The sequence below is a fragment of the Methylococcus sp. EFPC2 genome (assembly GCF_016925495.1).
In the GTDB taxonomy this organism is placed as follows: Bacteria; Pseudomonadota; Gammaproteobacteria; order Methylococcales; family Methylococcaceae; genus EFPC2.
On record NZ_CP070491.1, the window covers coordinates 2,892,944 to 2,916,053 of the forward strand.

Genomic DNA, 23,110 nt, shown 5'->3' on the forward strand with positions numbered 1-23,110 from the left:
TTCAAAAACGCACCGTCAGATTCACCCAGGCCTCCGGCAGCAGATTCAGCACGGCCGCCTCCAACTGCTTGTCCCAGCCCGTCAGGATGGCGAGCCCAAGCAGGACGATTGCCACGCCGAAGACCTTCTTGACGAACTCGACACGCGGCAATAGCCAGTCCCGCGAGCGTCGGAAACCCGCTTGCGAGGCATAGGCGATGGCGACCAGTGGAATGGCGGCTCCCAGACCGAACAAGGCCAGCACCAGCCCGCCGCGCGCAGCCCCGCCTTCACTGGCGACCAAAGTCAGCGCCGACCCCAGCAAAGGCCCGGAACAGGGAGTCCATACCATACCGAGGACCAGGCCCAAGGCAAAAGCCCCGCTCAGTGAACCGCCGTCCAAGCGGTTTCCCGCCCTCTGGGCGGAATCGGCAATGGGGCTCAGCAGCAGGGTGAAACGCCGGTAGAAGGCCGGAACCAGCATGACAATGCCGAAAACGATCAACAGCCAGGCGCCGGCGGATCGCACCGCATCGGAGCCGATTCCGATGGCATCGCCCAGCACACCCACCGCGACGCCCAAAACCGCGAAGGACGATACCAGGCCTGCGCCCATGGCGACCGGCGCAAGACGTTGGGCCTGCACCGCGCCGCCGACCACCAGGGGTAAAATGGGAAATACGCAGGGCGAGAGCGTCGTCAGGCTGCCGGCCGCGAGCGCCAGTCCCAGCTCCGCGACGCCGGGCATCATAACGCGGACTGCAATGTGGTCTTGATCTGCCCGGACGTAGTTTCTCCAGCCGAGCGGGCTTTTTCCTCCTTGCCGCGGTAAACGATGAGCGTGGATTGCGAGCGCACGCCCAGCGTCTGCTTCAATTCCTTCTCCTTGTCATAGTCGACGGTCAGCACCGTCAGATCGAGTGACTTGTCCTGCTTCAGGCCGTCCAGTACTTTTTGCTGCGCCCGGCAGGTCGGACACCAGTCGGCATGGAAATGCAGCGCCACCGGCTTGCCCGCTGCTTGCGCCTCGGCCAATGCGGCGGGCGTGTAAGGCGCAACTTCCAGCGCCTGAGCCCAGGGGGCGAGAACCAACAGGGCGATAGCAAGCAAGATACGTGGTGTCTTCATGTGTTTTCCTTGATTAGTTATTGAGTAGGCTAGAGCCGAACCCGCCGGCCCGCCCCGGTAGACCGGCGAATGGGCGGAAAATTCCAGCCACGACGATCGGTCTTCCACAGAAAAGGTGGAAAAGCCTGTGGAAAACCTTGTGGAGTTTGCTCCCGGCTAGCGTGTTGCCAGGAGGCATTCGATTTGGCCAGATTCTGACCAGTGGCGTGCAATCTCGCCAGCCCGCTGCTGGGTGTAGAGTGCCATGAAGAATCGGTGGCTTTCAGTGCACGCGTGCGGCAAATCAACCCGACGATGGCAAAGGAATTGGCCTTATGGCTGGCCAGTTAGCATTTGCTTTCGATCGGGCCGAGACGGAATCCATTCCGCAAATTCGGCCCATCGTACGCAAGCTAGAGTAACTCGGCGATACTGCTTGCGGCTCGTTTAACGTCCAGAAATATCAAACCCAATTTAGCATTGGATTTGGCCAGTACGGTCAATACGGCCTCCTTGCCGGCGTGAGTCATCAATACATAGCCGGATTCCCCCTTGATCAAAACCTGCTCCAGGGCCCCACGGACCAGCTCCTGTGCCGTTCGATCACCCAAAGACAACATCGCGGCACTCATGGCACCCACCCGGTCTTCATCCATCGATGCAGGAAGGACCGAAGCCATCATCAAGCCGTCGGTCGAAATAATGCCGGTGGCCTCAATGTCTGCAGACGAGCCACTCAACTCCGAAAGTACCGAAACCAACATTTCTGAACGCATCGCAATCTCCTATTTGTCTCTGTAAGCGGCCGCCAGATTGGCAAACAATGCGCGGCTCATTCCGGAAATCTTGAGAAACTTTTCCAACTCGTCGGCCAGGCTGGATTCCTGATACGACTGCTGCATCACGATGAGCGACAGCCCCGTCACGGCACTCACTGCAACCAATATATCCGCGCAATATTTTTGATTATCCCCGTAGGTCTCGATAATTAACTCGATCAAGCGATTGTTGATCAAGGTCATCGCTCCCGCCATGAATTCGACAGGCAAATTGACCTTTACATGCACATCGCCCACTTTGTACATGTGCTCCGTATAACTGCTATCAAAAGGCCCGCTGAACAAACCCTCCATCCAGCGGACATGGGTTTTCTTCAAGGATTCGACTCGCCCTTCGAGAAACGAGGAGGCTTCCGGTATGGAGAGCAGATAGCGGTAAAAGTCTTCGGTAACCCCGGCAAGTTTCGGTTTGATTTTTTCTCCAACCTCGACCAACAAAGCTTCCCGCTCGGGCGTCAACCCGCTGAATGATTTTGCGTACTGAGTCAATTTTTCAAAATCACGAGCCATGTACTTCTCCTAAGCATGGTTTTTATGTTTTATGGCTGTTCAGGTCGCGTAGAAGCAACGACTGACATAAGGGTTTAGGCGATCCAAATAATCGATTATTCGCCGAGTTATTTAGGAGTTAAGGCCCGACCCGCGAGTTTCGGGCCGGGTGTATCGTTAACCCTGGCCGGAAGTATATCCCAAACATTTTTGTCGGAAATTGCGCCGCCCCAGAATTTGCTCAATCCGTGAACCAGTCCACAAAAAAACAAGGGGCCAACTTGACTTAGCCTGTTGTAAGACCTCCCCGCCATACGAACTTCCGAGAAAACCGGGCACGCAGCAGAGCTCCTCTTTTACTTTGGAAAAAGCGGTGGGGCGTATCGGCAGCCCATCGGGTCCCGCCGGACTGTCTGCTGACGGTATTGGGTCTTGACCAATGGTGGCGGGGACGAGCGTCTGCTCGGGCTGCTCAGTAGGGCTGCCGCGGGCATGAGGGAAAGCGAGCGGGCGGGATGGATGCGGGGCAGCGGCGGCTTGTTTTTCGACTCGCCTTTCCGCAAGCGACTACGGGCTAGTCTGCGAGCCGGCGAGGAAGTCTGTAGCCTTGCCGAGATCGCGTCCTTCCACGAGCTTCATCCGCTCGCCGTCGGAGCGAATCACCGCGATTTTCACGAAATGGACCAGGTGGGAAAAATCGTCGAGGCGATGGATATCGAGGGCCTGCGAGAGAGCCAGGGTGGGCTCGATGGCGCCGGTGAGCAAAGTCCAGTGCTCGGCATCGAGCCCATGCTCCTGGCGATAGGCGGCCAGGTTTTCCGGCGTATCATGGCGGGGATCGAGACTGACCAATACGAAACGGGCGTCCTGGTGGCGTTCCGCCAAGGCCTGTTGCAGATCTTTCATGCGGGCCAGGGTAAGCGGGCAACTGATGTCGCAGGTCCGGTAGAACATCGAGAGCACCACGTTGCGACCGCGCAGATCGCCGAGCCGTATGCGGCGTCCTTGATCGTCGGTCCATACCCCTTCCGCATCGTAAAGCGCGAGAGGTGCCGTCCATGCATGGGGCAAAACGTTCGAGCAAGCTCCCATCGTCAGCAACAGCCCGAGCGCCGCGACATAGGCGGCAGCCAAGCGATAGTAAGGCGAGCGGATCGCCCTGACGGGCATATACCCTACGCCAAACGTTCGGTTGCGACCTGGTAGGCGTCCTTGATGATTTTCTGCTTTTGCAGCTCGGCGCCCAGTTCGCTGTCGATGTCGGCGGTGAGCTGTTCCATGATGACGCGGGCGATATCGCTCTTCTTCACCTCGAAGTAGGCCAATAGCTCTTCTTCCAGTTCCTCGAAGTAGTTCTTGATGCCGCGCCGCGCGTATTTGTTGATTTGCTGCTGCTGCTTGCGGGTGTAGTCCATCAGCCCGCTCTTGTAATAGTCCAGGGCATAGTCGATGTCGTTCGACTTGCCCGCCTCGGCGACGGTTTGCTTGACGTTGGCGATCGCGCCGTAGACTTTGAGCAGCTTGTCCAGCCCTAAAGACAACACCTGCTTGACGCTGTCGTTGGGACCGATGAGTTTCAAGGACTTGGCTACTTCCAGCGCGGCATCGGCGTTTTTCTGCACCAGGTCCACCACCTCTTCCTCGGTCTGCCCGCCGGCCAGACTGGTCATGATGGTGCGGCCCAGATCGTCGATGATGTTGCCGTAGTCGAACAGGAACACGTCGCACATGCCCTTAAGGCGATGGAGGATGTCGCGGCCGTTCAACCGGTCGCGCAGGGAAGAAACGACTTCTTCGGGCAGGGCATCGACCTGGACGATGGCATCCAGCAACTGGCGCAGATACTGGTTGACGATGTGCTCTTCCAGCAATTCCTGTAACTGAATGCGGAAAGTATTCTGGATGCGCAGGTTTTCCTCGATCTTGTGCGGCAATCGGCTGACCACGCTGTGCAGGTCCAGGCCCTTGAGCAGCTCGTTTTTCAGCGACTTGCGGTCCAGCCCGTCGATGGCGGCGCGGATCTGTTCGGCCAGCTGCTCCTGGTCCTGATCGCGCCAGAATTCGAAGTCCGGCAGGATTTCCGTACGCAATTGCTTGATGTGTTCTTCCACCGTATCGCGCAACTGGCGGATGGTTTCGTCCTGCCGCCGGGATAATTCGCCGGCGATGAAGGCGTTCTTCATGCCGTCGTCGTTGCTGTGCTTATAGCTCTGGAACAAAGGATCCAGCTTTTCTTTCAAGCGGGCGGCCAAATCCAGATATTCGCCGCGCGCTTCATCCAGGAACTCGGCCTTGGCGGTGCCCGCCAAATAATCGAACAGCCCGGCGCGGAATTGCACGAAGTTCTTGGCTTCTTCCAGGGCTTTCAAATAGTTTTCCGCCTCCTGGCGGTTGGGGATTTTGCCCACGGCTTTTTTGAGCGCGTCCACGTGCTCGCGGATCTTGCCGGCGCCTTCCAGCTTGTTGTCGCGGATCAGCTTGAGCAGCAGGTAATTCAGGGCCGACACCCGGAATACGCGGTCCTTGGAAATCTGGAAACCGTAGTGGGCGATTTTTTCCTCGAAATTCGCCAGTTCTTCCCGCTTGTGCTGGGTGCTCAGCACATCCCACTGGTTGATGACCCAGAAAGCCCGCTGCAGCACGCGCTTGCGCTGACTGTGAATCTCCGCCAGCAACTCGATTTCCTCGCCTTCCAGCAGGTGGAAGACCTTCATGGCGATGACGAAGGCCTTGGCGTCGTTTTCCACGTAGGACTTGGTCACCTTGCGATGGCGCGGATTGACCACACCCAGCCCCGGCAGGTCAACCAGCACCACGTTTTCCGGGATGCTCACGTTGGCCAGATAAATCTCGGCCTTGTCGACGAACAGCACGTCCTCGTAATCCTCAGTGACATAAGCGGGCAGCTCCGCCAGGGCGATTTCCTTCACCGCGCCGCTCAGCTTGTTCCAGCCGTCGATCAATACTTTCAGCTCGTCGTAAAACTTCTGCTTGTTGAAGCTGCCGAACTGGCCGCGGTGCTGCTCGATGTCTTTGGCCAGCTTGCCCAACAGCTCGCCCTTGCCCAACTTCAGATAGGTCTCGGCGGGTTTGCGCAGCTCCTTGGAAAGCTCCTCGACGTAAAGGCCTTTCAGCTCCTCGCGCTCGCGTTCGCCCAGGTAATGAATCACCGCCCGGTTGCCGGCGCCCTTGCGGATCAGGGTGGGAATCGCGGTGAACGACTTGGTCGCCTGCGGCAGGATGTCGTCGCCCAGCACGGCGTTGATGATGGTGCTCTTGCCGGCGGAAAACGCGCCCAGGAAAGCCACGGGGAATTCGGGGGACGCCAGCCGCTCCAGCCAGTGCCGCTTGCGGCTGACGAAATACTTGAAGTCCTCGCCGAGATCGAGATAGGGCTCGGCGGCGTCATAGGCCTCGAACAGACGCTTGAAGGCCTTGACGTAAGTGGTGTAATCCGATTCTTTGGTTGTCATCTTCCCGTTCTCGTTAACCAGGGCAAAGGCGTGCGAAATACGGGCAATGTTACCACTTGTCCCGCCGTTCCAGGCTGTTCGGGAAATGGCTTGGGCAACGGCGGCAGTTCGCGGGTCGGCTTAGGCGGCAGCCTTAACCCGACGATCCCGGTATCGCCGGGTTGCGCGATACAAGGGTCACGGCTACAGCGACCGTTTGGAGCCGCTAACCCGACCTACAGGGCTTTGCGACGGACGAACCCGAAGCCGGCCAGCGCGCTGCCGAACAGCCAAATGGCGCCTGGAATGGGAACCGGCGACGCGATGAACCCGTGGTCGGCCCCATCGGCGTCGGTATAGTAGCCCGCGATCTGCCCGTTGCCGTTGATGCCGTTTGCAAAGGTCTGCGTGGCGCCGGGAACGTTGAGGAGAGCCAAAGTTGCGCCGTCGTAGGAGAAGCTATGGGCGTTGTGCGCCGCATCCAGGTAGCTGCCGGCCACTTGTCCTCTATCGTTGATTTCTAGACTAAGAAAACCGGCGCCGATATCGGGCAAACTGAACGAATTAAATACTCCGCTGGAGTAAACGTATCCTCGCGTCACAGAGCCATCACCGTAAGCACCGACGATCTCCCCGCCGTTGTTGATGTCGTAGGCTACGGTCCGCGTCGCGCCCGGAACATCCAGCGTGGCGAAAACACCGCCGGAATAGAGGAAGCCATGGGCCGACGATAAAGTGCCATAAACCCCGACGATCTGGCCACCGTCATTGATGCCGTTGGCTGCCGTGTTAACCGTACCGGGGAAGTTGAGGGGGCTGAGGATTCCGCCGGCATAGATGAACCCCTGGATCGATGAGGCACTCTGAGACCGTCCGACAACCTGGCCGCCGGCATTGATATCCGCGACATCCGTGGAGCCGCCGGGGACGCTCAGCGGGGTCACGACCCCGCCGCTGTACAGAAACCCTTGCGAAATCAATGAGGCATCGTCATACGTTCCGGCGACTTGCCCGCTGGCGTTGATGTGCTGAGAGGAGAAGCCATGAGTGCCCGGTACATCGTAAGCACTGTAAACGCCATCGCCGCTCACGAAATATCGCGACTTGGGGACAGCACCAGCCCCAACAAACGCCGGATCTTCGCTATAAAAGCCGGCAATCTGCCCGCGATCATTGATGTCGTAGACGTGCGTGGAGGAGGAGCCGGGCACGTCAAAAGTGGTGTAGGTATACGTGGACGCGGCGTGGGCCGACGGGGTCAACGCGCCACCGAGCAAGGCCAAGATGGACAGCGACAGCGGGGACAATCTCATAATGAGTTCCTTATTTCCTACGAAGGGTTCGAACAGCCTGCCGGACGATGAAAGAGAGGCATCCGTGCCGGTGAATTGTCACCAGTTTGCTATGGTTTTGTCCATGCACCAATTTAGGTCGCGACCTTAGAGCACCTCGAAAAACCCCCGGTTTTCATGAAAATCGGGCTGAAGTTACCTGAACGGGCCGCGGCTCGTCCCCCAATGCCGTTAAATTAAGCCGTCATTCCGGCATGGATTGCCGGAATCCAGGTTACAGGGATGTCAAACGCCTCAGCCATCCTTGGCCTCTGGACCCCGGCATTCCCTGCCGGAGTGACGATGTGCCTCTTAACTTAACGGCATTGGCTCACCCCCAGCTTCCTCACCATTCAGTGGCTATTCCCTTTGGTTCTGTCCCCCGATGTGCCCCTCATTGAGTACTCTTGGGGCCAGAAACGTAGGCTGGGATGGCCGAAGGGAATCCCAGCACCTAGTGTCAATCCACCCCCGGCTTATTGGCCGGGAGATACGGAAACCCACGGAGGTACCGGGCGGACCCAAAAGGTTTCAATCCACTCCCGGCTTATTGGCCGGGAGATACCGTACCGGTTCAACGGCTCGAGCTGGACGACGGGAGTTTCAATCCACTCCCGGCTTATTGGCCGGGAGATACCATCGGCGATGAGGTGCCCTATGCGATTACAGCCGTTTCAATCCACTCCCGGCTTATTGGCCGGGAGATACGCAAATGCGGAGAACGGGTTATTGTCAGTAAGCATGTTTCAATCCACTCCCGGCTTATTGGCCGGGAGATACCCTACCGCCGCACCCTGCTGACCATCGAGAGCCTGTTTCAATCCACTCCCGGCTTATTGGCCGGGAGATACGCCATTGACGAACATTGGCACCAGGCGGAGCTTTGTTTCAATCCACTCCCGGCTTATTGGCCGGGAGATACCCCGGTGCCGTCCAGTCGGTCGCGCAGCCAGTAGGCGTTTCAATCCACTCCCGGCTTATTGGCCGGGAGATACACTCGGCATCGATCACCCTGAGCGGCCATAAAACGTTTCAATCCACTCCCGGCTTATTGGCCGGGAGATACCTGGTGCCAGAGTAGACCGGCACGCCGTTACGGTAGTTTCAATCCACTCCCGGCTTATTGGCCGGGAGATACGATTCAGCACAGGTTCTGGCAGCCGACTCTCTTGAGTTTCAATCCACTCCCGGCTTATTGGCCGGGAGATACGGCCTGCTGGCTCTCGGGCGAGAGTTCTTCCGTCGTTTCAATCCACTCCCGGCTTATTGGCCGGGAGATACGCCCTACGCCCAACTAATCTCAATGGCAATTAAAGTTTCAATCCACTCCCGGCTTATTGGCCGGGAGATACTCAATCAGGCTATCATGCCCGGCTGGCAAAAATGGAGTTTCAATCCACTCCCGGCTTATTGGCCGGGAGATACGGTTGGACGCCATGAAAGCGGGCACCCTTCGGAGAGTTTCAATCCACTCCCGGCTTATTGGCCGGGAGATACGGTGCTGACGCCTATGGCGAGCGGCGAAGCCGTGGTTTCAATCCACTCCCGGCTTATTGGCCGGGAGATACCAAGAAGCAGGTTCCCCGTGACATCGATGCGGGTGTTTCAATCCACTCCCGGCTTATTGGCCGGGAGATACGGCGCTACGGACGTGAAAAAGCCGCCGTTAGGTGCGTTTCAATCCACTCCCGGCTTATTGGCCGGGAGATACGAAACTTAAAATTATCAAGTCTTATCAGCGCACTGTTTCAATCCACTCCCGGCTTATTGGCCGGGAGATACAGTCGCACTCTCGGCACGACTGCCCCCGATCCAGGTTTCAATCCACTCCCGGCTTATTGGCCGGGAGATACGGAGGGCGGGACTACATATCAGGCTGATTATCCTGTTTCAATCCACTCCCGGCTTATTGGCCGGGAGATACTCGTTCTTCTCGCGTTCCAGGTTCGCTACCGCGATGTTTCAATCCACTCCCGGCTTATTGGCCGGGAGATACTTGGCTCATAGTAATACCGCGCAGAATTGTAGTGTTTCAATCCACTCCCGGCTTATTGGCCGGGAGATACGTTCGCGTTTGATCCCGCGTTGTTCACTGAGATGTTTCAATCCACTCCCGGCTTATTGGCCGGGAGATACTACCGGCAAAGCGCCTGGATCGATGCGACCAATAGTTTCAATCCACTCCCGGCTTATTGGCCGGGAGATACATCCGACGACGCCCCTTACTGCGAAGATAATCCGTTTCAATCCACTCCCGGCTTATTGGCCGGGAGATACGCCCCGCCTTTGGTTATCGTTACGGGAAATGAAAGTTTCAATCCACTCCCGGCTTATTGGCCGGGAGATACCCCCCGATGCCGCCGCCAGGCAGGCTGCCGAGCAGTTTCAATCCACTCCCGGCTTATTGGCCGGGAGATACGGGCCAGACGCCGCAAAGGTGCCGAGGCGGCGCTGTTTCAATCCACTCCCGGCTTATTGGCCGGGAGATACCAACGGAATTACATTGCCGGCGGATATATCGGCGTGTTTCAATCCACTCCCGGCTTATTGGCCGGGAGATACCGAGTCTGACACGGCGCTAGTCCGCCGCCAGTGTGTTTCAATCCACTCCCGGCTTATTGGCCGGGAGATACTAACGGAAAAGAGACAAGTAAAAACCGTTACAATGTTTCAATCCACTCCCGGCTTATTGGCCGGGAGATACCTCTGAGCGTTGGCGCGGGATCTGTTGCGTCATGTGTTTCAATCCACTCCCGGCTTATTGGCCGGGAGATACGTCGCGCAGGGCGCCCAGGCTGGAGAGCATTTGCACGTTTCAATCCACTCCCGGCTTATTGGCCGGGAGATACAGCAAAATGCCTTTCGCCGCACGCCCCAACTTTTGGCCGTTTCAATCCACTCCCGGCTTATTGGCCGGGAGATACGCGTGGCGACGCCCTGACCTCCTGGCAACAACGCATGTTTCAATCCACTCCCGGCTTATTGGCCGGGAGATACGTGTTGGGCGTCATATCCACGCCATCGCGTTAATGTTTCAATCCACTCCCGGCTTATTGGCCGGGAGATACCTAGGCGAGAGCGAAGAGAGGGCGCATGCGAGTGTTTCAATCCACTCCCGGCTTATTGGCCGGGAGATACCACCGACCCGCGCTCATCGGTGCATGGTTCGACGTTTCAATCCACTCCCGGCTTATTGGCCGGGAGATACGTTCTTGCAGCATATCTTTCGCGCTGCGGTTCGATTGTTTCAATCCACTCCCGGCTTATTGGCCGGGAGATACTGATAACTGCTCGGCATAATAGGTGCCCTCAGTCGTTTCAATCCACTCCCGGCTTATTGGCCGGGAGATACGATCAAAGCCGATCTGAACCCCATGGACACCAACGAGTTTCAATCCACTCCCGGCTTATTGGCCGGGAGATACTATTCGAACTGGCCCGCGCCTTAGCTGACGATGTGTTTCAATCCACTCCCGGCTTATTGGCCGGGAGATACGCGCAATTCGCGAGCCCGTTGCCGGTTCCACAAGTTTCAATCCACTCCCGGCTTATTGGCCGGGAGATACGTGAAACTGATATGGGAATATTACGTTTGACATGTTTCAATCCACTCCCGGCTTATTGGCCGGGAGATACTCAGGATGCAGGCCCCAGGCGGAGCCCAATGAAAAGTTTCAATCCACTCCCGGCTTATTGGCCGGGAGATACGAAGAGCAGTACTTTCAATAATGACTTTCATATTGTTTCAATCCACTCCCGGCTTATTGGCCGGGAGATACGCTTGCCGTTATCCGTAACGAAGTCGAAGCGACGGTTTCAATCCACTCCCGGCTTATTGGCCGGGAGATACGCGCGACCCGCTTCAATCCCCGCCCCCGGCCGGCGAGTTTCAATCCACTCCCGGCTTATTGGCCGGGAGATACTCAACGGCTATGGGAGGACTACGTGGGCAAATACGTTTCAATCCACTCCCGGCTTATTGGCCGGGAGATACCACGGTTAACAATGCCTATAAGGGAGTCAAAGTGTTTCAATCCACTCCCGGCTTATTGGCCGGGAGATACCTCTGAAAGCGGGCGGCGACAGCAGCGGCACCGGGTTTCAATCCACTCCCGGCTTATTGGCCGGGAGATACCGCCGCCATCATCATCTGGAATTCCCCCAACCAGGTTTCAATCCACTCCCGGCTTATTGGCCGGGAGATACCCCCGACGGTGGGGTCGGCCGGCACGGCGACGAGAGTTTCAATCCACTCCCGGCTTATTGGCCGGGAGATACCACCAACCACAACCGCGAGCGCGTGGGATCCGAAGTTTCAATCCACTCCCGGCTTATTGGCCGGGAGATACCGTGACGGTTGGGCAGTTGATCGAACGATATACGGTTTCAATCCACTCCCGGCTTATTGGCCGGGAGATACTTGCCAGGGTTATCGCGCTATTACGGATATCGATGTTTCAATCCACTCCCGGCTTATTGGCCGGGAGATACCGCTGACCAAAGAGCGCGACTATCTGCAGGACAAGTTTCAATCCACTCCCGGCTTATTGGCCGGGAGATACCGATAGCACCATCATCCGCAACGGAGACCGCCGGCTGTTTCAATCCACTCCCGGCTTATTGGCCGGGAGATACAAGGCAGCGGCGACCAACGGGAGTCCGCTGGAGTGTTTCAATCCACTCCCGGCTTATTGGCCGGGAGATACCCCATGGGGTCGCCTTCCTGGCCGGCCTCGTAGGGAGTTTCAATCCACTCCCGGCTTATTGGCCGGGAGATACCGCCCTGGGCGGCGGCACCATCATCAGCGGCACGCTGTTTCAATCCACTCCCGGCTTATTGGCCGGGAGATACCTCTATCTCATGCGCCTCACCAAACGGCGCGGCAGTTTCAATCCACTCCCGGCTTATTGGCCGGGAGATACAGTCCAGCCAGCGGCGAACATACCCACGAAAGCGTTTCAATCCACTCCCGGCTTATTGGCCGGGAGATACCTCAGCCCCGGCCGGCACGCGTACCTCGACGCGGTTTCAATCCACTCCCGGCTTATTGGCCGGGAGATACGCACATGAAATTGTGTCCGCTATTTCGGCTTTTAGAGTTTCAATCCACTCCCGGCTTATTGGCCGGGAGATACAACGGATTGCCTTCATAAAGGCCAAACCGACCGGAGTTTCAATCCACTCCCGGCTTATTGGCCGGGAGATACTTCAACATACATATCAACGGCGGTCGCGCCGCCTTGTTTCAATCCACTCCCGGCTTATTGGCCGGGAGATACCGAAATTACCGGCGTACGCCTCGACTTGCGTAAATGTTTCAATCCACTCCCGGCTTATTGGCCGGGAGATACAGCCGCGCGTTTGCTCCGCCGATTCGGGCAAAAAGTTTCAATCCACTCCCGGCTTATTGGCCGGGAGATACTTCTCAATAAACGGAAAATGGTTCTGGACTAACTCATGGTTTCAATCCACTCCCGGCTTATTGGCCGGGAGATACGTCCCGTTGCCCGTTGTGTCATTGCCGGTCTTCGCGTTTCAATCCACTCCCGGCTTATTGGCCGGGAGATACCAGGACCACCAGCATGGGGCCTGGCGCGTGATCCATGTTTCAATCCACTCCCGGCTTATTGGCCGGGAGATACGGTGGCCAGTACGCGGCGTATCTGGTCGGCTAGATGTTTCAATCCACTCCCGGCTTATTGGCCGGGAGATACAGAAGCTGAGGAAAGCAAAACGGGACATTGCAACGTTTCAATCCACTCCCGGCTTATTGGCCGGGAGATACATCGACAATGGACGCGGTACAGGTACCGTCCAGAATGTTTCAATCCACTCCCGGCTTATTGGCCGGGAGATACTGCGCCTCTCGCCATTTTTTCTGTCGCTCGGCCGCTGTTTCAATCCACTCCCGGCTTATTGGCCGGGAGATACATCAGGACGAACAGGAGGAGCCCCAGGCGCAGAAGGTTTCAATCCACTCCCGGCTTATTGGCCGGGAGATACCAATGCACTCGGCAAACACTGGGCCGCATTTTCAAGTTTCAATCCACTCCCGGCTTATTGGCCGGGAGATACAATGCAAAACAGGTGCGCTGCTCGTGCGGAGGGGTTTCAATCCACTCCCGGCTTATTGGCCGGGAGATACATGTACTTAGGCCAGTTCGTCAGGTGTAACACCTGTTTCAATCCACTCCCGGCTTATTGGCCGGGAGATACGCTATATCGCTTTCGCGCATACCGATCTGGAATCCGTTTCAATCCACTCCCGGCTTATTGGCCGGGAGATACCTCCTTTATGTCGGCCGTATACAGTATATGGCAAGTTTCAATCCACTCCCGGCTTATTGGCCGGGAGATACCCGCGAATCGGGGTAGGTTTGTCGGCTAACGTTAATGTTTCAATCCACTCCCGGCTTATTGGCCGGGAGATACTATTGCTACCGCACAGACCGAGGAGGACGACCAGAAGTTTCAATCCACTCCCGGCTTATTGGCCGGGAGATACACGACATGAAAGCCCTTGATCGTGCCAAAATCAAAGTTTCAATCCACTCCCGGCTTATTGGCCGGGAGATACAGACCGAGACCCACAACGATGGCGGTCAGGCTGATGTTTCAATCCACTCCCGGCTTATTGGCCGGGAGATACGCCTTTAAAAAGGCTATTGATCATATAGGGTAAAGTTTCAATCCACTCCCGGCTTATTGGCCGGGAGATACCAAATTTAAAATTTTCATAATTGGATTTGCATGGGTTTCAATCCACTCCCGGCTTATTGGCCGGGAGATACGGTCGAACTCGCCCAGATCGTGCAGGGCGATCATGTTTCAATCCACTCCCGGCTTATTGGCCGGGAGATACTGCTCCAGGCTGTGCCGTTGAAACGGTATGTCACATTTGTTTCAATCCACTCCCGGCTTATTGGCCGGGAGATACGACTGGCCAGAGGGGCACTCTTGAGGACCGAGACGTTTCAATCCACTCCCGGCTTATTGGCCGGGAGATACCCGGAAAGGCCAAGCATGAGCATGGCAGTAATGAGGTTTCAATCCACTCCCGGCTTATTGGCCGGGAGATACGAGATTGTAGTCGTCGCCCGAGGCCGTGGCGGTGTTTCAATCCACTCCCGGCTTATTGGCCGGGAGATACAAACAAGATGACCCAGAAAGCGTACCGCCATAAGGTTTCAATCCACTCCCGGCTTATTGGCCGGGAGATACGTCGAGCTCACGTTTAGCTCGGAGCTGCCCTACGGTTTCAATCCACTCCCGGCTTATTGGCCGGGAGATACACAGATACTGAAAGAGAAACTGAGGGACCGCGAAGAGTTTCAATCCACTCCCGGCTTATTGGCCGGGAGATACCGCCCAGGTCCGAATAGTCGGCTCGTTTTTCGTTGTTTCAATCCACTCCCGGCTTATTGGCCGGGAGATACATATATCGGCGTCACCAAGCCCAATAGAATGCAGGTTTCAATCCACTCCCGGCTTATTGGCCGGGAGATACACACCTGCATCCTCACCGGCGCGCCGGACAGTCTGTTTCAATCCACTCCCGGCTTATTGGCCGGGAGATACCTTGATGGACACATCGCCGCTTTCGAGAATGTCCTGGTTTCAATCCACTCCCGGCTTATTGGCCGGGAGATACATACTCGCGAAAGAACTTCGGCCTGATTTCGCAGTTTCAATCCACTCCCGGCTTATTGGCCGGGAGATACTATTGAAGATGCTTTCCCTGACATCTTATTTCCGGAGTTTCAATCCACTCCCGGCTTATTGGCCGGGAGATACAAGCTTTAGGATCGGCGAGATAAACGGCAGGGAAAGTTTCAATCCACTCCCGGCTTATTGGCCGGGAGATACCCAAGGAAATGGTTTTTCATTTCCCGTAACGATGTTTCAATCCACTCCCGGCTTATTGGCCGGGAGATACGAAACCTGCTGAAAGAATTGGAAAACAGTATCCATGTTTCAATCCACTCCCGGCTTATTGGCCGGGAGATACTAACTGGCCCGCATGTCGACTAGCTCGGCGCCCAGGTTTCAATCCACTCCCGGCTTATTGGCCGGGAGATACTGCCTGCGGGGCATGAGAAAGCCATGTCTCTAAAGTTTCAATCCACTCCCGGCTTATTGGCCGGGAGATACGCGGAACCGATGCTGAATATGCGCCTGCCGCCAGCGTTTCAATCCACTCCCGGCTTATTGGCCGGGAGATACAACACCAAGCTCCCGCAGTGGCTGCGGGACTGGTTGTTTCAATCCACTCCCGGCTTATTGGCCGGGAGATACAAGGGGAGATGTTGCCATGTTGTTTCGCTCCTATAAGTTTCAATCCACTCCCGGCTTATTGGCCGGGAGATACGGCATCGCCGCAATACGATGATACGAAAGGTTTTTTCACGAGAAAAGCGCGAGTGTTCGGCCGAGTCTGGCCAAAGTTAGAAGGAGAGCAAGTCGGCACTCGTCTATCGCCTATGGTTTTCAACAGGTTGCCGCTCGCGCGAAAGGGCGGGGAAATTGGCATCGCTAGGGGTTCGCGCGATTCAAACGATGAGGGTGTCTTCGAAATCGACGGCCTTGAATTTGCCGAACTCCATGAGATTTTTGCTCAAGGGTTCGGTGATGCGGTAGAAGCGCAGACTGTCTTCCGCTTCGTCGATGATGTCCAGCAACTCGGCCTTCAACGTTTCCATCTGTGCGAGGTTGACCTTGCATTCGAATACCGATTTCTGCACCCGCTGGCCGTAATTCAGACACACTTTGGCGACCCGGCGCAGGCGCCGGCGACCTTCGCTGGTTTCCGTGGAGACATCGTAAGAGACCAGTATCAACATCTCGCCCTCTTTAAAAGGTAACTCTAAATAAGCCGACTTCGGCGCAACATTGTCCTGACGAACAACAAATTGATTCGCCCTCTCCCAAAGAGAGGGATCAATCAGGGCTTCCTTCAGCGGTGCAAATAGGGCACGTAGTGCGCCACGTCCTGCCGCAGATAGCGGGCCAACAAGCGCGCCTGTCCATGCGGAAGCAAGCCGACCGGCACGCTCTGCTTCAAGACGGGATGGGTGATTTCTTCCTGCTTGCGCGTTTGATAAGCGGCGATGACCGTCTTGCGCCCCTTGTCGTTGAGCAGCACCGCGCCGCCCTCGCGCTCGTCGAAATCACCGGCCGACAACTGGCCGCGGTTGATGAGCGTGAGAGCCAGACGATCCGCCACGGGTGCGCGAAACTCTTCCAGCAAATCGAGCGCGAGCGCCGGACGGCCGGGCCTAACGGCATGCAGAAAACCCAGTTGCGGGTCGAGCCCGACGGTTTCCAAAGCCGCCCGGCAATCGCTCAGCACCAGCGCATAGAGGAATGAAATCAGCGCGTTGAAGCGGTCGCGCGGCGGGCGCCGGTTGCGGTTATCGAACGGGAAATCGGCGCGCGCCTGCGGCTTCATGACCCGCGGCAGACTCTCGAAATACAGCCGGGCGGAATCGCCCTCCAGCCCGCGCAAAGTGTCCAAATCACCCGCCAAAGGCAGCTTGCGCACCTGATTGCCGATCAGCTTGGCGGTGCGGACCAAGACTTCCTTATCCCCCGCATCGTCGGTTTCGCGCGCCCCACGCATCAACACCTGCCGGCTGTTGCGCAGCTTGCCGGCCAGCACCGCACGGGCGATGGACAAGGTTTGCGCACCGTCTTCGGCGGCACGGAACTGAGCTTGGCGCAGCAGGATATTGCCGCTGACCGGCCCTTCCAGCCGCGCACTGAACTTGCCCGAACGGTTGAGCCACACCACCGAGCGGCCATCCTGCGCGCAACGCCCCAGTAGCGCCGGACTGAGCATAACGTGATCGAACAGCACGAAGGCGGACAGATGATGCAGCGGCACCTGCAGGCGTTTTTCGTCTTCGATCATCACGCACACCGTTTCGCCCTCCAGACGCAAATAGGCGTCGGGCGTGGTGACGTAGAGAGTGTTTCGCAGAATGGTCATGGAAGATCTTCTTCCGGTTCGAATAGTGTTTCGGCCAGCCGATTCAAGGTTTGCCCCGCTCCGGTCAACTCGGGCTCGCAGACGGTATGCAGCGAGCATTCGCCGCATCGGCGCGCCTCCTGCCCCACCAGAGCTGGAGGCAGTCTGCCCCCGCTCAGAAGCGCGCGTACGCTATTGGCGGCATCATGCACTGCCTGTTTCAAGTCTTCGGTAATCGCCACTTCACGGCGCCGCTTCGACTGCTGGTGGAAAATGGCTCCGCGCGTCACCGGTTTGCCGGTCATTTCTTCCAGACACAAGGCTTGTGCGGCAAGCTGCAAGTCGTCGTTGTCCCACTGCTTGCGCTTGCCGTGCTTGTACTCCACCGGGTAAATCGTGCCGTCGGCATGAAACTCGACGACGTCGCAACGGCCGCTCAAACCCAAGGCATCGGACCAAACCGGCAAGGCATATTCCACACGAACTGCGCCCTGCCCCCGGCTTTCGCTCTCGTCCACCCGCTCATGCTCCAACGTCCCCTTGACGGTATGAACGTTGTCGCGAAACTCGCCTTCGGCATGTATCAGATAGCAACGGCGCGGGCAGTAGGCGTATTGGTTTAGGGCAGAAAGTGGGATTTGCAGTACGTCATCCATGGGCCGGCGAGTTGTCATCCAAGTAGCTTGTCGATCAGTTCGTCACGGCTAATTTTCTGGTGGCGCAAGACGTCCACGAGGATGTCAGCCAATGTGCCGATGCGTAATAACTCGTGGTGGGGCACGGTGGCGTGGTGCGGCACCGGAGTTCCGCAACTGAAGCGGATATGACTTCCTGTCTGCCGAGTTACCCGATCGCCGACCCGCTCCAGTGCCGCGATGAGTTCTCTCCCGGTGAGATTGCGCGGCAGCCTTGTCATGCCGCGATAACCTCTTCGCGGGTGAAATGCAGCTGAATAAGCCGTGGCGCTTCGCCCTCGTCAAAATGGCAATGCACTGCATCACGCACCTGCTGCTGTAACGCCTTTACCAACGCCGCCTCAGTGAAGATGGATTGTTCTACGGCACGGGCGAGAAAACCACCCTCGACCGACTCTTCTACGATAAAGTGGATTTCGCTCATAGTTTTGAACCTGGACTGACAATCGGGGGGATTACGCCGTAATGCCGTTAAGTTAACCCGTTCGCCGAGCTGAGTCGAAGCGAGCGGCGCGCGCGGTCGGCTGGCTTCGGCTCCGCTCAGCCAGCAGGAACAATTCTTAACTAAACGGCATTGGGTTGCGCCGGGGAGGGTTAGAAGCCTTTGACGACGTCCGCCGCAAGACCGCCAAATCTGCATTTTCATGATCCTCTCCTCCGCCGAACAAGTGCCGTTGCTCGCTCATTTCAGCGGTTTCGCCGCCATTCGCCTTAAACTACGTGATACTGGGTCAACACCGATGCCGGTATTTTCCAGCGCGACGACGCCAAGTATCGGTTCGCAGTCCTCCGGCCCGAATATGACCTGCGTAACCGTTTCCGCCCCCATGAAGTTGATCCTCGCAAAGCCATAGGGATATTCCACGACTTCGCCATTGGCGAGCTCGTAGACATCGCGTCCCTCTATCTCGACGCCTGCGGCCTTCAAGGCCGATGCCGGCGCCAGGCAATCGATGGCGCCCGTGTCGACGAGAAACTCGGCTTCGTAGGGTGGTTGAGTTTTCGACAGGTTGGTTACGGTGGTCGTGATGTGGGTTAGGCCCATGGGGATACTCCGGACTCAGTCAGGATGGAATTTCCATCAGCTTGTTATCGTTCCATGCCCAAAGTTCGACGCCAGTCGGTAGCCGCTCGGGAAAGGTCTTAACCTCATAATGACCGAAACTACGGGGTGGCGATTCCAGTTTGTGAATTTCAACGATCGCTTGTGCCTTGTCGTCTGCGCCTACGGTGTAATCGAGCAAGCGATGTGCGGGGGCGCAACCGAGTTTGGCCTGGCGCTGGAGTTGCTCCGGGTTGGCATTGTCGGTCCCGACATGCTTGAAGACATACAGCCCCCGGCAGGACATGAAGCCTTTACTGGCGGAGCGGTCGTGGTCATACATATTGGCCAAGGCTTCCCAGAATAGAGACAAGTCGTCGTCACCGAATCCCGTTTCCTGAGCCAGATTGGCGCTGATGAAACCTTTGGCGGCATAGAGGCCATAAGGAATCAGGTTCTTGCGACCCATGGTGCGGAGTTTGTCTTCAGGTTGGTCGTCTTCCCATTTCTGGAAATCCGCGGAGCTTTTGGCGCCTTTCACGTCTTCCGCTACCGCCATTCTGGTAATAGAAATATCCAGGGGTAATACCGGGTCTAGTGAGCGGGCAAAGGCGAATTGCACAGGTCCCCGCACTTGGCCCGCGTTGGGGCCGGTACTCATGACAGCGCCAAAAGTCCGAACGTCAAAGAAGTTTTGGCACATCCATTCCCGCGCTGCGCGGACCTTGGATTTGGAGGCACCTTTTTCCGGCAATCCCCCCGTTTCTTCGTGAGCACGAACAATTGGTCGATTCAAATTGCTGGCGTGCTCGACGAAGATCGCATTCGGCATCTGATTACCACGAGCAATCTGTACGTAATTTCTCACCCGTCGCTTTAGCGCTACGTCCGATACCAAGCCGTGCATGTCTTCGGGATCAATACGCGGCGCGTTGCCTGCGTCCGGATCACCGTTGGGGTTGCCGTTTTCGCAGTCGAACAGGAATAGGAATTCGTAGCGGTTTTCTATGGCCATGTTGGGGGCTCCTTGCGGTTAAGAGTTTAAGGTGGCGGCGACAGATTCGGTTGACGACTCAGGGCTCTTGTCTTTATTACCGGCGTTAAGCGCTGCGAGTTGCTGGTAATAACCGAGCGCAAACAAGCTTTGCTGCTCCAAAGTCAGCGTGCCGGGGATATCGGTCAGTGCCGCCATAACGTTGGCAATTTGGTTTTCGTACCAATACGCCAAACCTCCTTCCAGCTTGTTCAGATGGTTTTTGGCATTGGCCACCAGCCGACCGATGACGAGTCCCGGTGTCTGGCTGGCGGCGGTGTAGTAACGCTGCACCACGCCGGCACCTACGTCGCCTAGGGCGGCACGCTGCAGCCTGGCCAACACGGCGAGCAGCCGTCCGCAGTGATAGGCGGGAGAAGGGTGTTCAGGGTTTACGTGTGGCTGCATATGCGAGTCTCCATTTCTCAAGTGATAGGCTTTGATGAGCCCCATGCGGGCATGGGATGCGGGGTTGTCGTTGATTACGTCGATGCGGGCACGCAGCGTGGCCTGTGCGAGTGAGGAAAAAGGCAGGGAGCCGCCACCGATTGCGGCGCGCCAGAGCTGCTGAACCATGGGGGAAGGTAAGTCTTTCAAGTCGCGCACCAAGCTGCCGGCGACGGCCAGGAACTTGGGGCTGGACGCCAAACCTTTCCCGTCTCGGGCGACGACGGCCAGATGGCCGAACCAGCGTTCGGTGTTGGCGACGAGGGACTCGAACGAGCCCTGCATCACTTCCCGCACCATCACCCGTCCCGCGGCACCGGAAAGCAGCAAGGCGTAATAGCTGTTGCTGCTCAAATCCGGGTATTGCCCGCTACGTATGCCTTCCAACAACTTGCGGGCTTTCAGTTCGGCGCTGGCTTTGGCACCGCCACCATCGTCGGGCTCGATGAACATCGGCAACGGATCGTCTTCCGGCGGCACGCTCCGCTCGTACCAGTAAACCGAAATAACGTTCCCAAGCTTGACGCCTTTTTCGGCTATCAACCGATTGAGGGTTTCCGCGTAAGCGGTAGCGGTTTCTTCGGACATGGCGGCATTGGCAGCCTGCTCCAATCCGTAAGACTGAAACGCCTGTTTGTCGAAGCCGGCGATCACATCGCCAGTTCCTAGGCCGCCCACTCCGGCTAGGCCCTTAATTTTCGGATGAGTTGCCACGGGCTCGACGGCTGCGCCGGTGACCAGGCAGCGCATCTTGACGGCGGGTTTGGATTTCGGCGCTTTGAGTGTGGCGCGGAAGTCACGCCACCAATCGTGCCAGTCGGTTTGCTCCAGCGGGTTGAGGGAGTCTATTCGGAAGCAAGCCGAGTCCGTGGGTTTGGCTTTCAGCCGGGCCAGATCGGATCGGACTTGATCCATCGTGCCGCTGTCGGCCAACAACCTGACAACACTCTCCAGATACGGCGCGACATCCTTGGCCTGTTGCAACAATCCGACGAAATAGCCATGTTTGGCGCGAAATTTATCCTGGTCCTTCTGCTCCAGATCGTCTTTCCAATAAAGGGCGACAGTCGGTAGACCGTCAACCAGGAAGTGCGCTCGTGGCGTATCGCCACCGACCAATTCCGGCTGGCTGAGGTTGGGGCTGCTATCAAAGGTCAGACCTTTTTCGTCGCCCAGCGGCACGACGCCGGTGTAGCGTCCTTCCGGGGTACAGGTAATGGCCCATTTGACCGTCTTGCGGGTGAAACCGGGTTCCGACACACCGGCTTGCTTCAGGATGGCGTCAAGCATGGGCTTCTTCCTCCACCGCTTTCAAAACCGCAGGCTCGTCATAAGCCGGTACGTCCATGACACCTTTGCGTAGTTGAGCGTGAAATACGCTGATACTGGGCTCTGCCTGATTGTCGTTGTCAGCACCGAGGTCGAATACGTCATAGAGCACGTAACCCAGATCGAGGCAGATATCGAAAGGCTCGGGATTCGGCTGCTCGGCTTCCACCAATGCAAAGTACGCAGGAAACTCCCGGCAACCGAAATACGGTTGCTGAAAACACTGGCCGTTGCGGGCACGGCGCTCGAACTGAGCATCGAAGCCGCGCACATCCTGACCTGTCGCCCGGAAGTGCAAATGGGCATGGAGCCGGTAGCGAACATTCTTCAATGCCATGGTTTGGCGCTGAGTGCGGCCTTTTTGGTCGGTCCCCAACTGGTCGCGGTCGCCGTCCGCCCACAAGGGTTCCGGCTCGGCCCGCCTTTCTCTCCAGCGCAGGATGGTGCTATCGCCCGGCGCCTTATCTTTCACCTCGTTACGGCGCAAGGCGATGTAGTTGGGTGGACTGAGCAGTTCGACCTTTTCCACCTGCCAGTAGAAGCCGTAGGACTTCTTCCAGTAGATTGCGTCGAAAATGCCTCGGGCGGCCGAAGGGGTGATGATGGGATAGCTGTAGCGCTCGACCTTCATCTCCGGCCGGGTGAAACAAGCGAAATCGCCCCAGACGTCCAGACAGTGGGTTTTTCCTCGCATCACATTCTCCATTTTGCGTTGATGTGCGGATTTCGCAGGAACTAACTCATGGCCGGCTCCTGCGGCAAAATTCAGTTTCAATGGCGCAACAAATAGACTAAAGCGCAGGAGGCCAAGAGCAATGTGTAAAACCGACCGGGCGGCAAACGCAACAACAACAGCCGAAGCTCTCGCAAGCTCTTCCAATGCATCTGGAGACCTTTCAACGTGACTGAAGACGTCAAGACTGTAGCGCCACAAAATTCAGTCGTCAATTTTTTTGTCTCTGAAGTTGTTCTTAAATTCCATTGCACCATGAAGTAAGATACGATTTGTAGCACTCCCTGATCAAGGCATTGTCACCAGGCTCTGTACCTTGATTAACCCATTAGGGAGTGGATTGAAACTCTGACGCTGTACTTAGTGGCAATATGGGCAGGAGCTTGTCGCTTCTGCCCCTTCGATACCTACGAAGCCAACCCAGTGCCTTTTTGAAATGAACTCCACCCTATTGACCGAAATCTTGAATCTCAGTGTTCCGGATCGCATTCGCCTGGTCGAAGTCTTATGAGATAGCATCGCCAAAGACGCAAGCGCGATCCCGTTGACCGATTGGCAACGGCGGGAACTGAATGCCTGCCTAGAGGAATTCCGCGTTGATCCCGAAAGTGGCAAACCATGGCCACAAATCAAGTCGAGCCTTTTGGAAGGATGATCGTAATTTCG

The 23,110-nt window shown here is 57.0% G+C and carries 16 protein-coding genes and 1 CRISPR repeat array; all 16 genes read right to left on the reverse strand.

What is annotated here, in order from left to right; translation table 11 throughout:
* Window position 1: 1 nt before the first annotated feature.
* Window positions 2-730: a cytochrome c biogenesis CcdA family protein gene (locus JWZ97_RS12360; RefSeq protein WP_205429635.1), complete on the reverse strand. Its 729-nt coding sequence runs from the start codon at window positions 728-730 to the stop codon at window positions 2-4.
* On the reverse strand, window positions 727-1,107 hold the full coding sequence (locus JWZ97_RS12365; RefSeq protein WP_205429637.1) for a thioredoxin family protein: 381 nt from the start codon (window positions 1,105-1,107) through the stop codon (window positions 727-729). The genes JWZ97_RS12360 and JWZ97_RS12365 overlap by 4 nt, the downstream gene beginning before the upstream one ends.
* Before the next feature lie 392 nt (window positions 1,108-1,499).
* The gene (locus JWZ97_RS12370) at window positions 1,500-1,862 is read right to left on the reverse strand and encodes a roadblock/LC7 domain-containing protein (RefSeq protein WP_205429639.1); all 363 of its coding nucleotides are present in this window, start codon (window positions 1,860-1,862) and stop codon (window positions 1,500-1,502) included.
* 9 nt (window positions 1,863-1,871) lie between these two features.
* Window positions 1,872-2,435, reverse strand: coding sequence for a protoglobin domain-containing protein (locus JWZ97_RS12375; RefSeq protein ID WP_205429641.1), 564 nt, complete (start codon window positions 2,433-2,435; stop codon window positions 1,872-1,874).
* A 546-nt stretch (window positions 2,436-2,981) separates the two neighbouring features.
* On the reverse strand, window positions 2,982-3,584 hold the full coding sequence (locus JWZ97_RS12380) for an SCO family protein (protein ID WP_205429643.1): 603 nt from the start codon (window positions 3,582-3,584) through the stop codon (window positions 2,982-2,984).
* 5 nt (window positions 3,585-3,589) lie between these two features.
* Entirely contained in the window at window positions 3,590-5,887 is a 2,298-nt protein-coding gene (locus JWZ97_RS12385; protein ID WP_205429645.1) for a dynamin family protein, read from the reverse strand.
* A 215-nt stretch (window positions 5,888-6,102) separates the two neighbouring features.
* The gene (locus JWZ97_RS12390) at window positions 6,103-7,179 is read right to left on the reverse strand and encodes a hypothetical protein (RefSeq protein WP_205429647.1); all 1,077 of its coding nucleotides are present in this window, start codon (window positions 7,177-7,179) and stop codon (window positions 6,103-6,105) included.
* Between the two features lie 475 nt (window positions 7,180-7,654).
* Window positions 7,655-15,566: direct repeats of the CRISPR family, unit length 37 nt; unit sequence GTTTCAATCCACTCCCGGCTTATTGGCCGGGAGATAC.
* 181 nt (window positions 15,567-15,747) lie between these two features.
* Window positions 15,748-16,038 (reverse strand): CRISPR-associated endonuclease Cas2, encoded by a 291-nt coding sequence (cas2, locus tag JWZ97_RS12395; RefSeq protein WP_205429649.1) that lies wholly within the window; start codon window positions 16,036-16,038, stop codon window positions 15,748-15,750.
* 113 nt (window positions 16,039-16,151) lie between these two features.
* Entirely contained in the window at window positions 16,152-17,186 is a 1,035-nt protein-coding gene (gene cas1c / locus JWZ97_RS12400; RefSeq protein ID WP_205429651.1) for a type I-C CRISPR-associated endonuclease Cas1c, read from the reverse strand.
* Complete coding sequence (gene cas4, locus JWZ97_RS12405; RefSeq protein ID WP_205429653.1) at window positions 17,183-17,821, reverse strand: CRISPR-associated protein Cas4; 639 nt, start codon at window positions 17,819-17,821, stop codon at window positions 17,183-17,185. The genes cas1c and cas4 overlap by 4 nt, the downstream gene beginning before the upstream one ends.
* 14 nt (window positions 17,822-17,835) lie before the next feature.
* Entirely contained in the window at window positions 17,836-18,081 is a 246-nt protein-coding gene (locus JWZ97_RS12410; protein ID WP_205429655.1) for a type II toxin-antitoxin system HicA family toxin, read from the reverse strand.
* Complete coding sequence (locus JWZ97_RS12415; RefSeq protein WP_205429657.1) at window positions 18,078-18,284, reverse strand: 2-oxoisovalerate dehydrogenase; 207 nt, start codon at window positions 18,282-18,284, stop codon at window positions 18,078-18,080. Before JWZ97_RS12415 ends, JWZ97_RS12410 begins: the two co-directional genes overlap by 4 nt.
* 258 nt (window positions 18,285-18,542) lie before the next feature.
* Window positions 18,543-18,905: a hypothetical protein gene (locus JWZ97_RS12420; RefSeq protein ID WP_205429659.1), complete on the reverse strand. Its 363-nt coding sequence runs from the start codon at window positions 18,903-18,905 to the stop codon at window positions 18,543-18,545.
* Between the two features lie 19 nt (window positions 18,906-18,924).
* The gene (cas7c, locus tag JWZ97_RS12425; RefSeq protein WP_205429661.1) at window positions 18,925-19,917 is read right to left on the reverse strand and encodes a type I-C CRISPR-associated protein Cas7/Csd2; all 993 of its coding nucleotides are present in this window, start codon (window positions 19,915-19,917) and stop codon (window positions 18,925-18,927) included.
* Between the two features lie 18 nt (window positions 19,918-19,935).
* Complete coding sequence (gene cas8c / locus JWZ97_RS12430) at window positions 19,936-21,672, reverse strand: type I-C CRISPR-associated protein Cas8c/Csd1 (RefSeq protein WP_205429662.1); 1,737 nt, start codon at window positions 21,670-21,672, stop codon at window positions 19,936-19,938.
* The gene (cas5c, locus tag JWZ97_RS12435; protein WP_205429664.1) at window positions 21,665-22,645 is read right to left on the reverse strand and encodes a type I-C CRISPR-associated protein Cas5c; all 981 of its coding nucleotides are present in this window, start codon (window positions 22,643-22,645) and stop codon (window positions 21,665-21,667) included. The genes cas8c and cas5c overlap by 8 nt, the downstream gene beginning before the upstream one ends.
* Window positions 22,646-23,110: the final 465 nt, after the last annotated feature.

What these genes read in the sequence shown, in the direction of transcription:
- JWZ97_RS12415 (WP_205429657.1), bottom strand. Translation starts at nt 18,284, where the DNA reads ATGAGCGAAATCCACTTTATCGTAGAAGAGTCGGTCGAGGGTGGTTTT.
- cas4 (WP_205429653.1), bottom strand. Translation starts at nt 17,821, where the DNA reads ATGGATGACGTACTGCAAATCCCACTTTCTGCCCTAAACCAATACGCC.
- JWZ97_RS12390 (WP_205429647.1), bottom strand. Translation starts at nt 7,179, where the DNA reads ATGAGATTGTCCCCGCTGTCGCTGTCCATCTTGGCCTTGCTCGGTGGC.
- cas7c (WP_205429661.1), bottom strand. Translation starts at nt 19,917, where the DNA reads ATGGCCATAGAAAACCGCTACGAATTCCTATTCCTGTTCGACTGCGAA.
- JWZ97_RS12380 (WP_205429643.1), bottom strand. Translation starts at nt 3,584, where the DNA reads ATGCCCGTCAGGGCGATCCGCTCGCCTTACTATCGCTTGGCTGCCGCC.
- cas8c (WP_205429662.1), bottom strand. Translation starts at nt 21,672, where the DNA reads ATGCTTGACGCCATCCTGAAGCAAGCCGGTGTGTCGGAACCCGGTTTC.
- JWZ97_RS12370 (WP_205429639.1), bottom strand. Translation starts at nt 1,862, where the DNA reads ATGCGTTCAGAAATGTTGGTTTCGGTACTTTCGGAGTTGAGTGGCTCG.
- JWZ97_RS12420 (WP_205429659.1), bottom strand. Translation starts at nt 18,905, where the DNA reads ATGGGCCTAACCCACATCACGACCACCGTAACCAACCTGTCGAAAACT.
- JWZ97_RS12365 (WP_205429637.1), bottom strand. Translation starts at nt 1,107, where the DNA reads ATGAAGACACCACGTATCTTGCTTGCTATCGCCCTGTTGGTTCTCGCC.
- cas2 (WP_205429649.1), bottom strand. Translation starts at nt 16,038, where the DNA reads ATGTTGATACTGGTCTCTTACGATGTCTCCACGGAAACCAGCGAAGGT.
- JWZ97_RS12360 (WP_205429635.1), bottom strand. Translation starts at nt 730, where the DNA reads ATGATGCCCGGCGTCGCGGAGCTGGGACTGGCGCTCGCGGCCGGCAGC.
- JWZ97_RS12410 (WP_205429655.1), bottom strand. Translation starts at nt 18,081, where the DNA reads ATGACAAGGCTGCCGCGCAATCTCACCGGGAGAGAACTCATCGCGGCA.
- JWZ97_RS12375 (WP_205429641.1), bottom strand. Translation starts at nt 2,435, where the DNA reads ATGGCTCGTGATTTTGAAAAATTGACTCAGTACGCAAAATCATTCAGC.
- JWZ97_RS12385 (WP_205429645.1), bottom strand. Translation starts at nt 5,887, where the DNA reads ATGACAACCAAAGAATCGGATTACACCACTTACGTCAAGGCCTTCAAG.
- cas1c (WP_205429651.1), bottom strand. Translation starts at nt 17,186, where the DNA reads ATGACCATTCTGCGAAACACTCTCTACGTCACCACGCCCGACGCCTAT.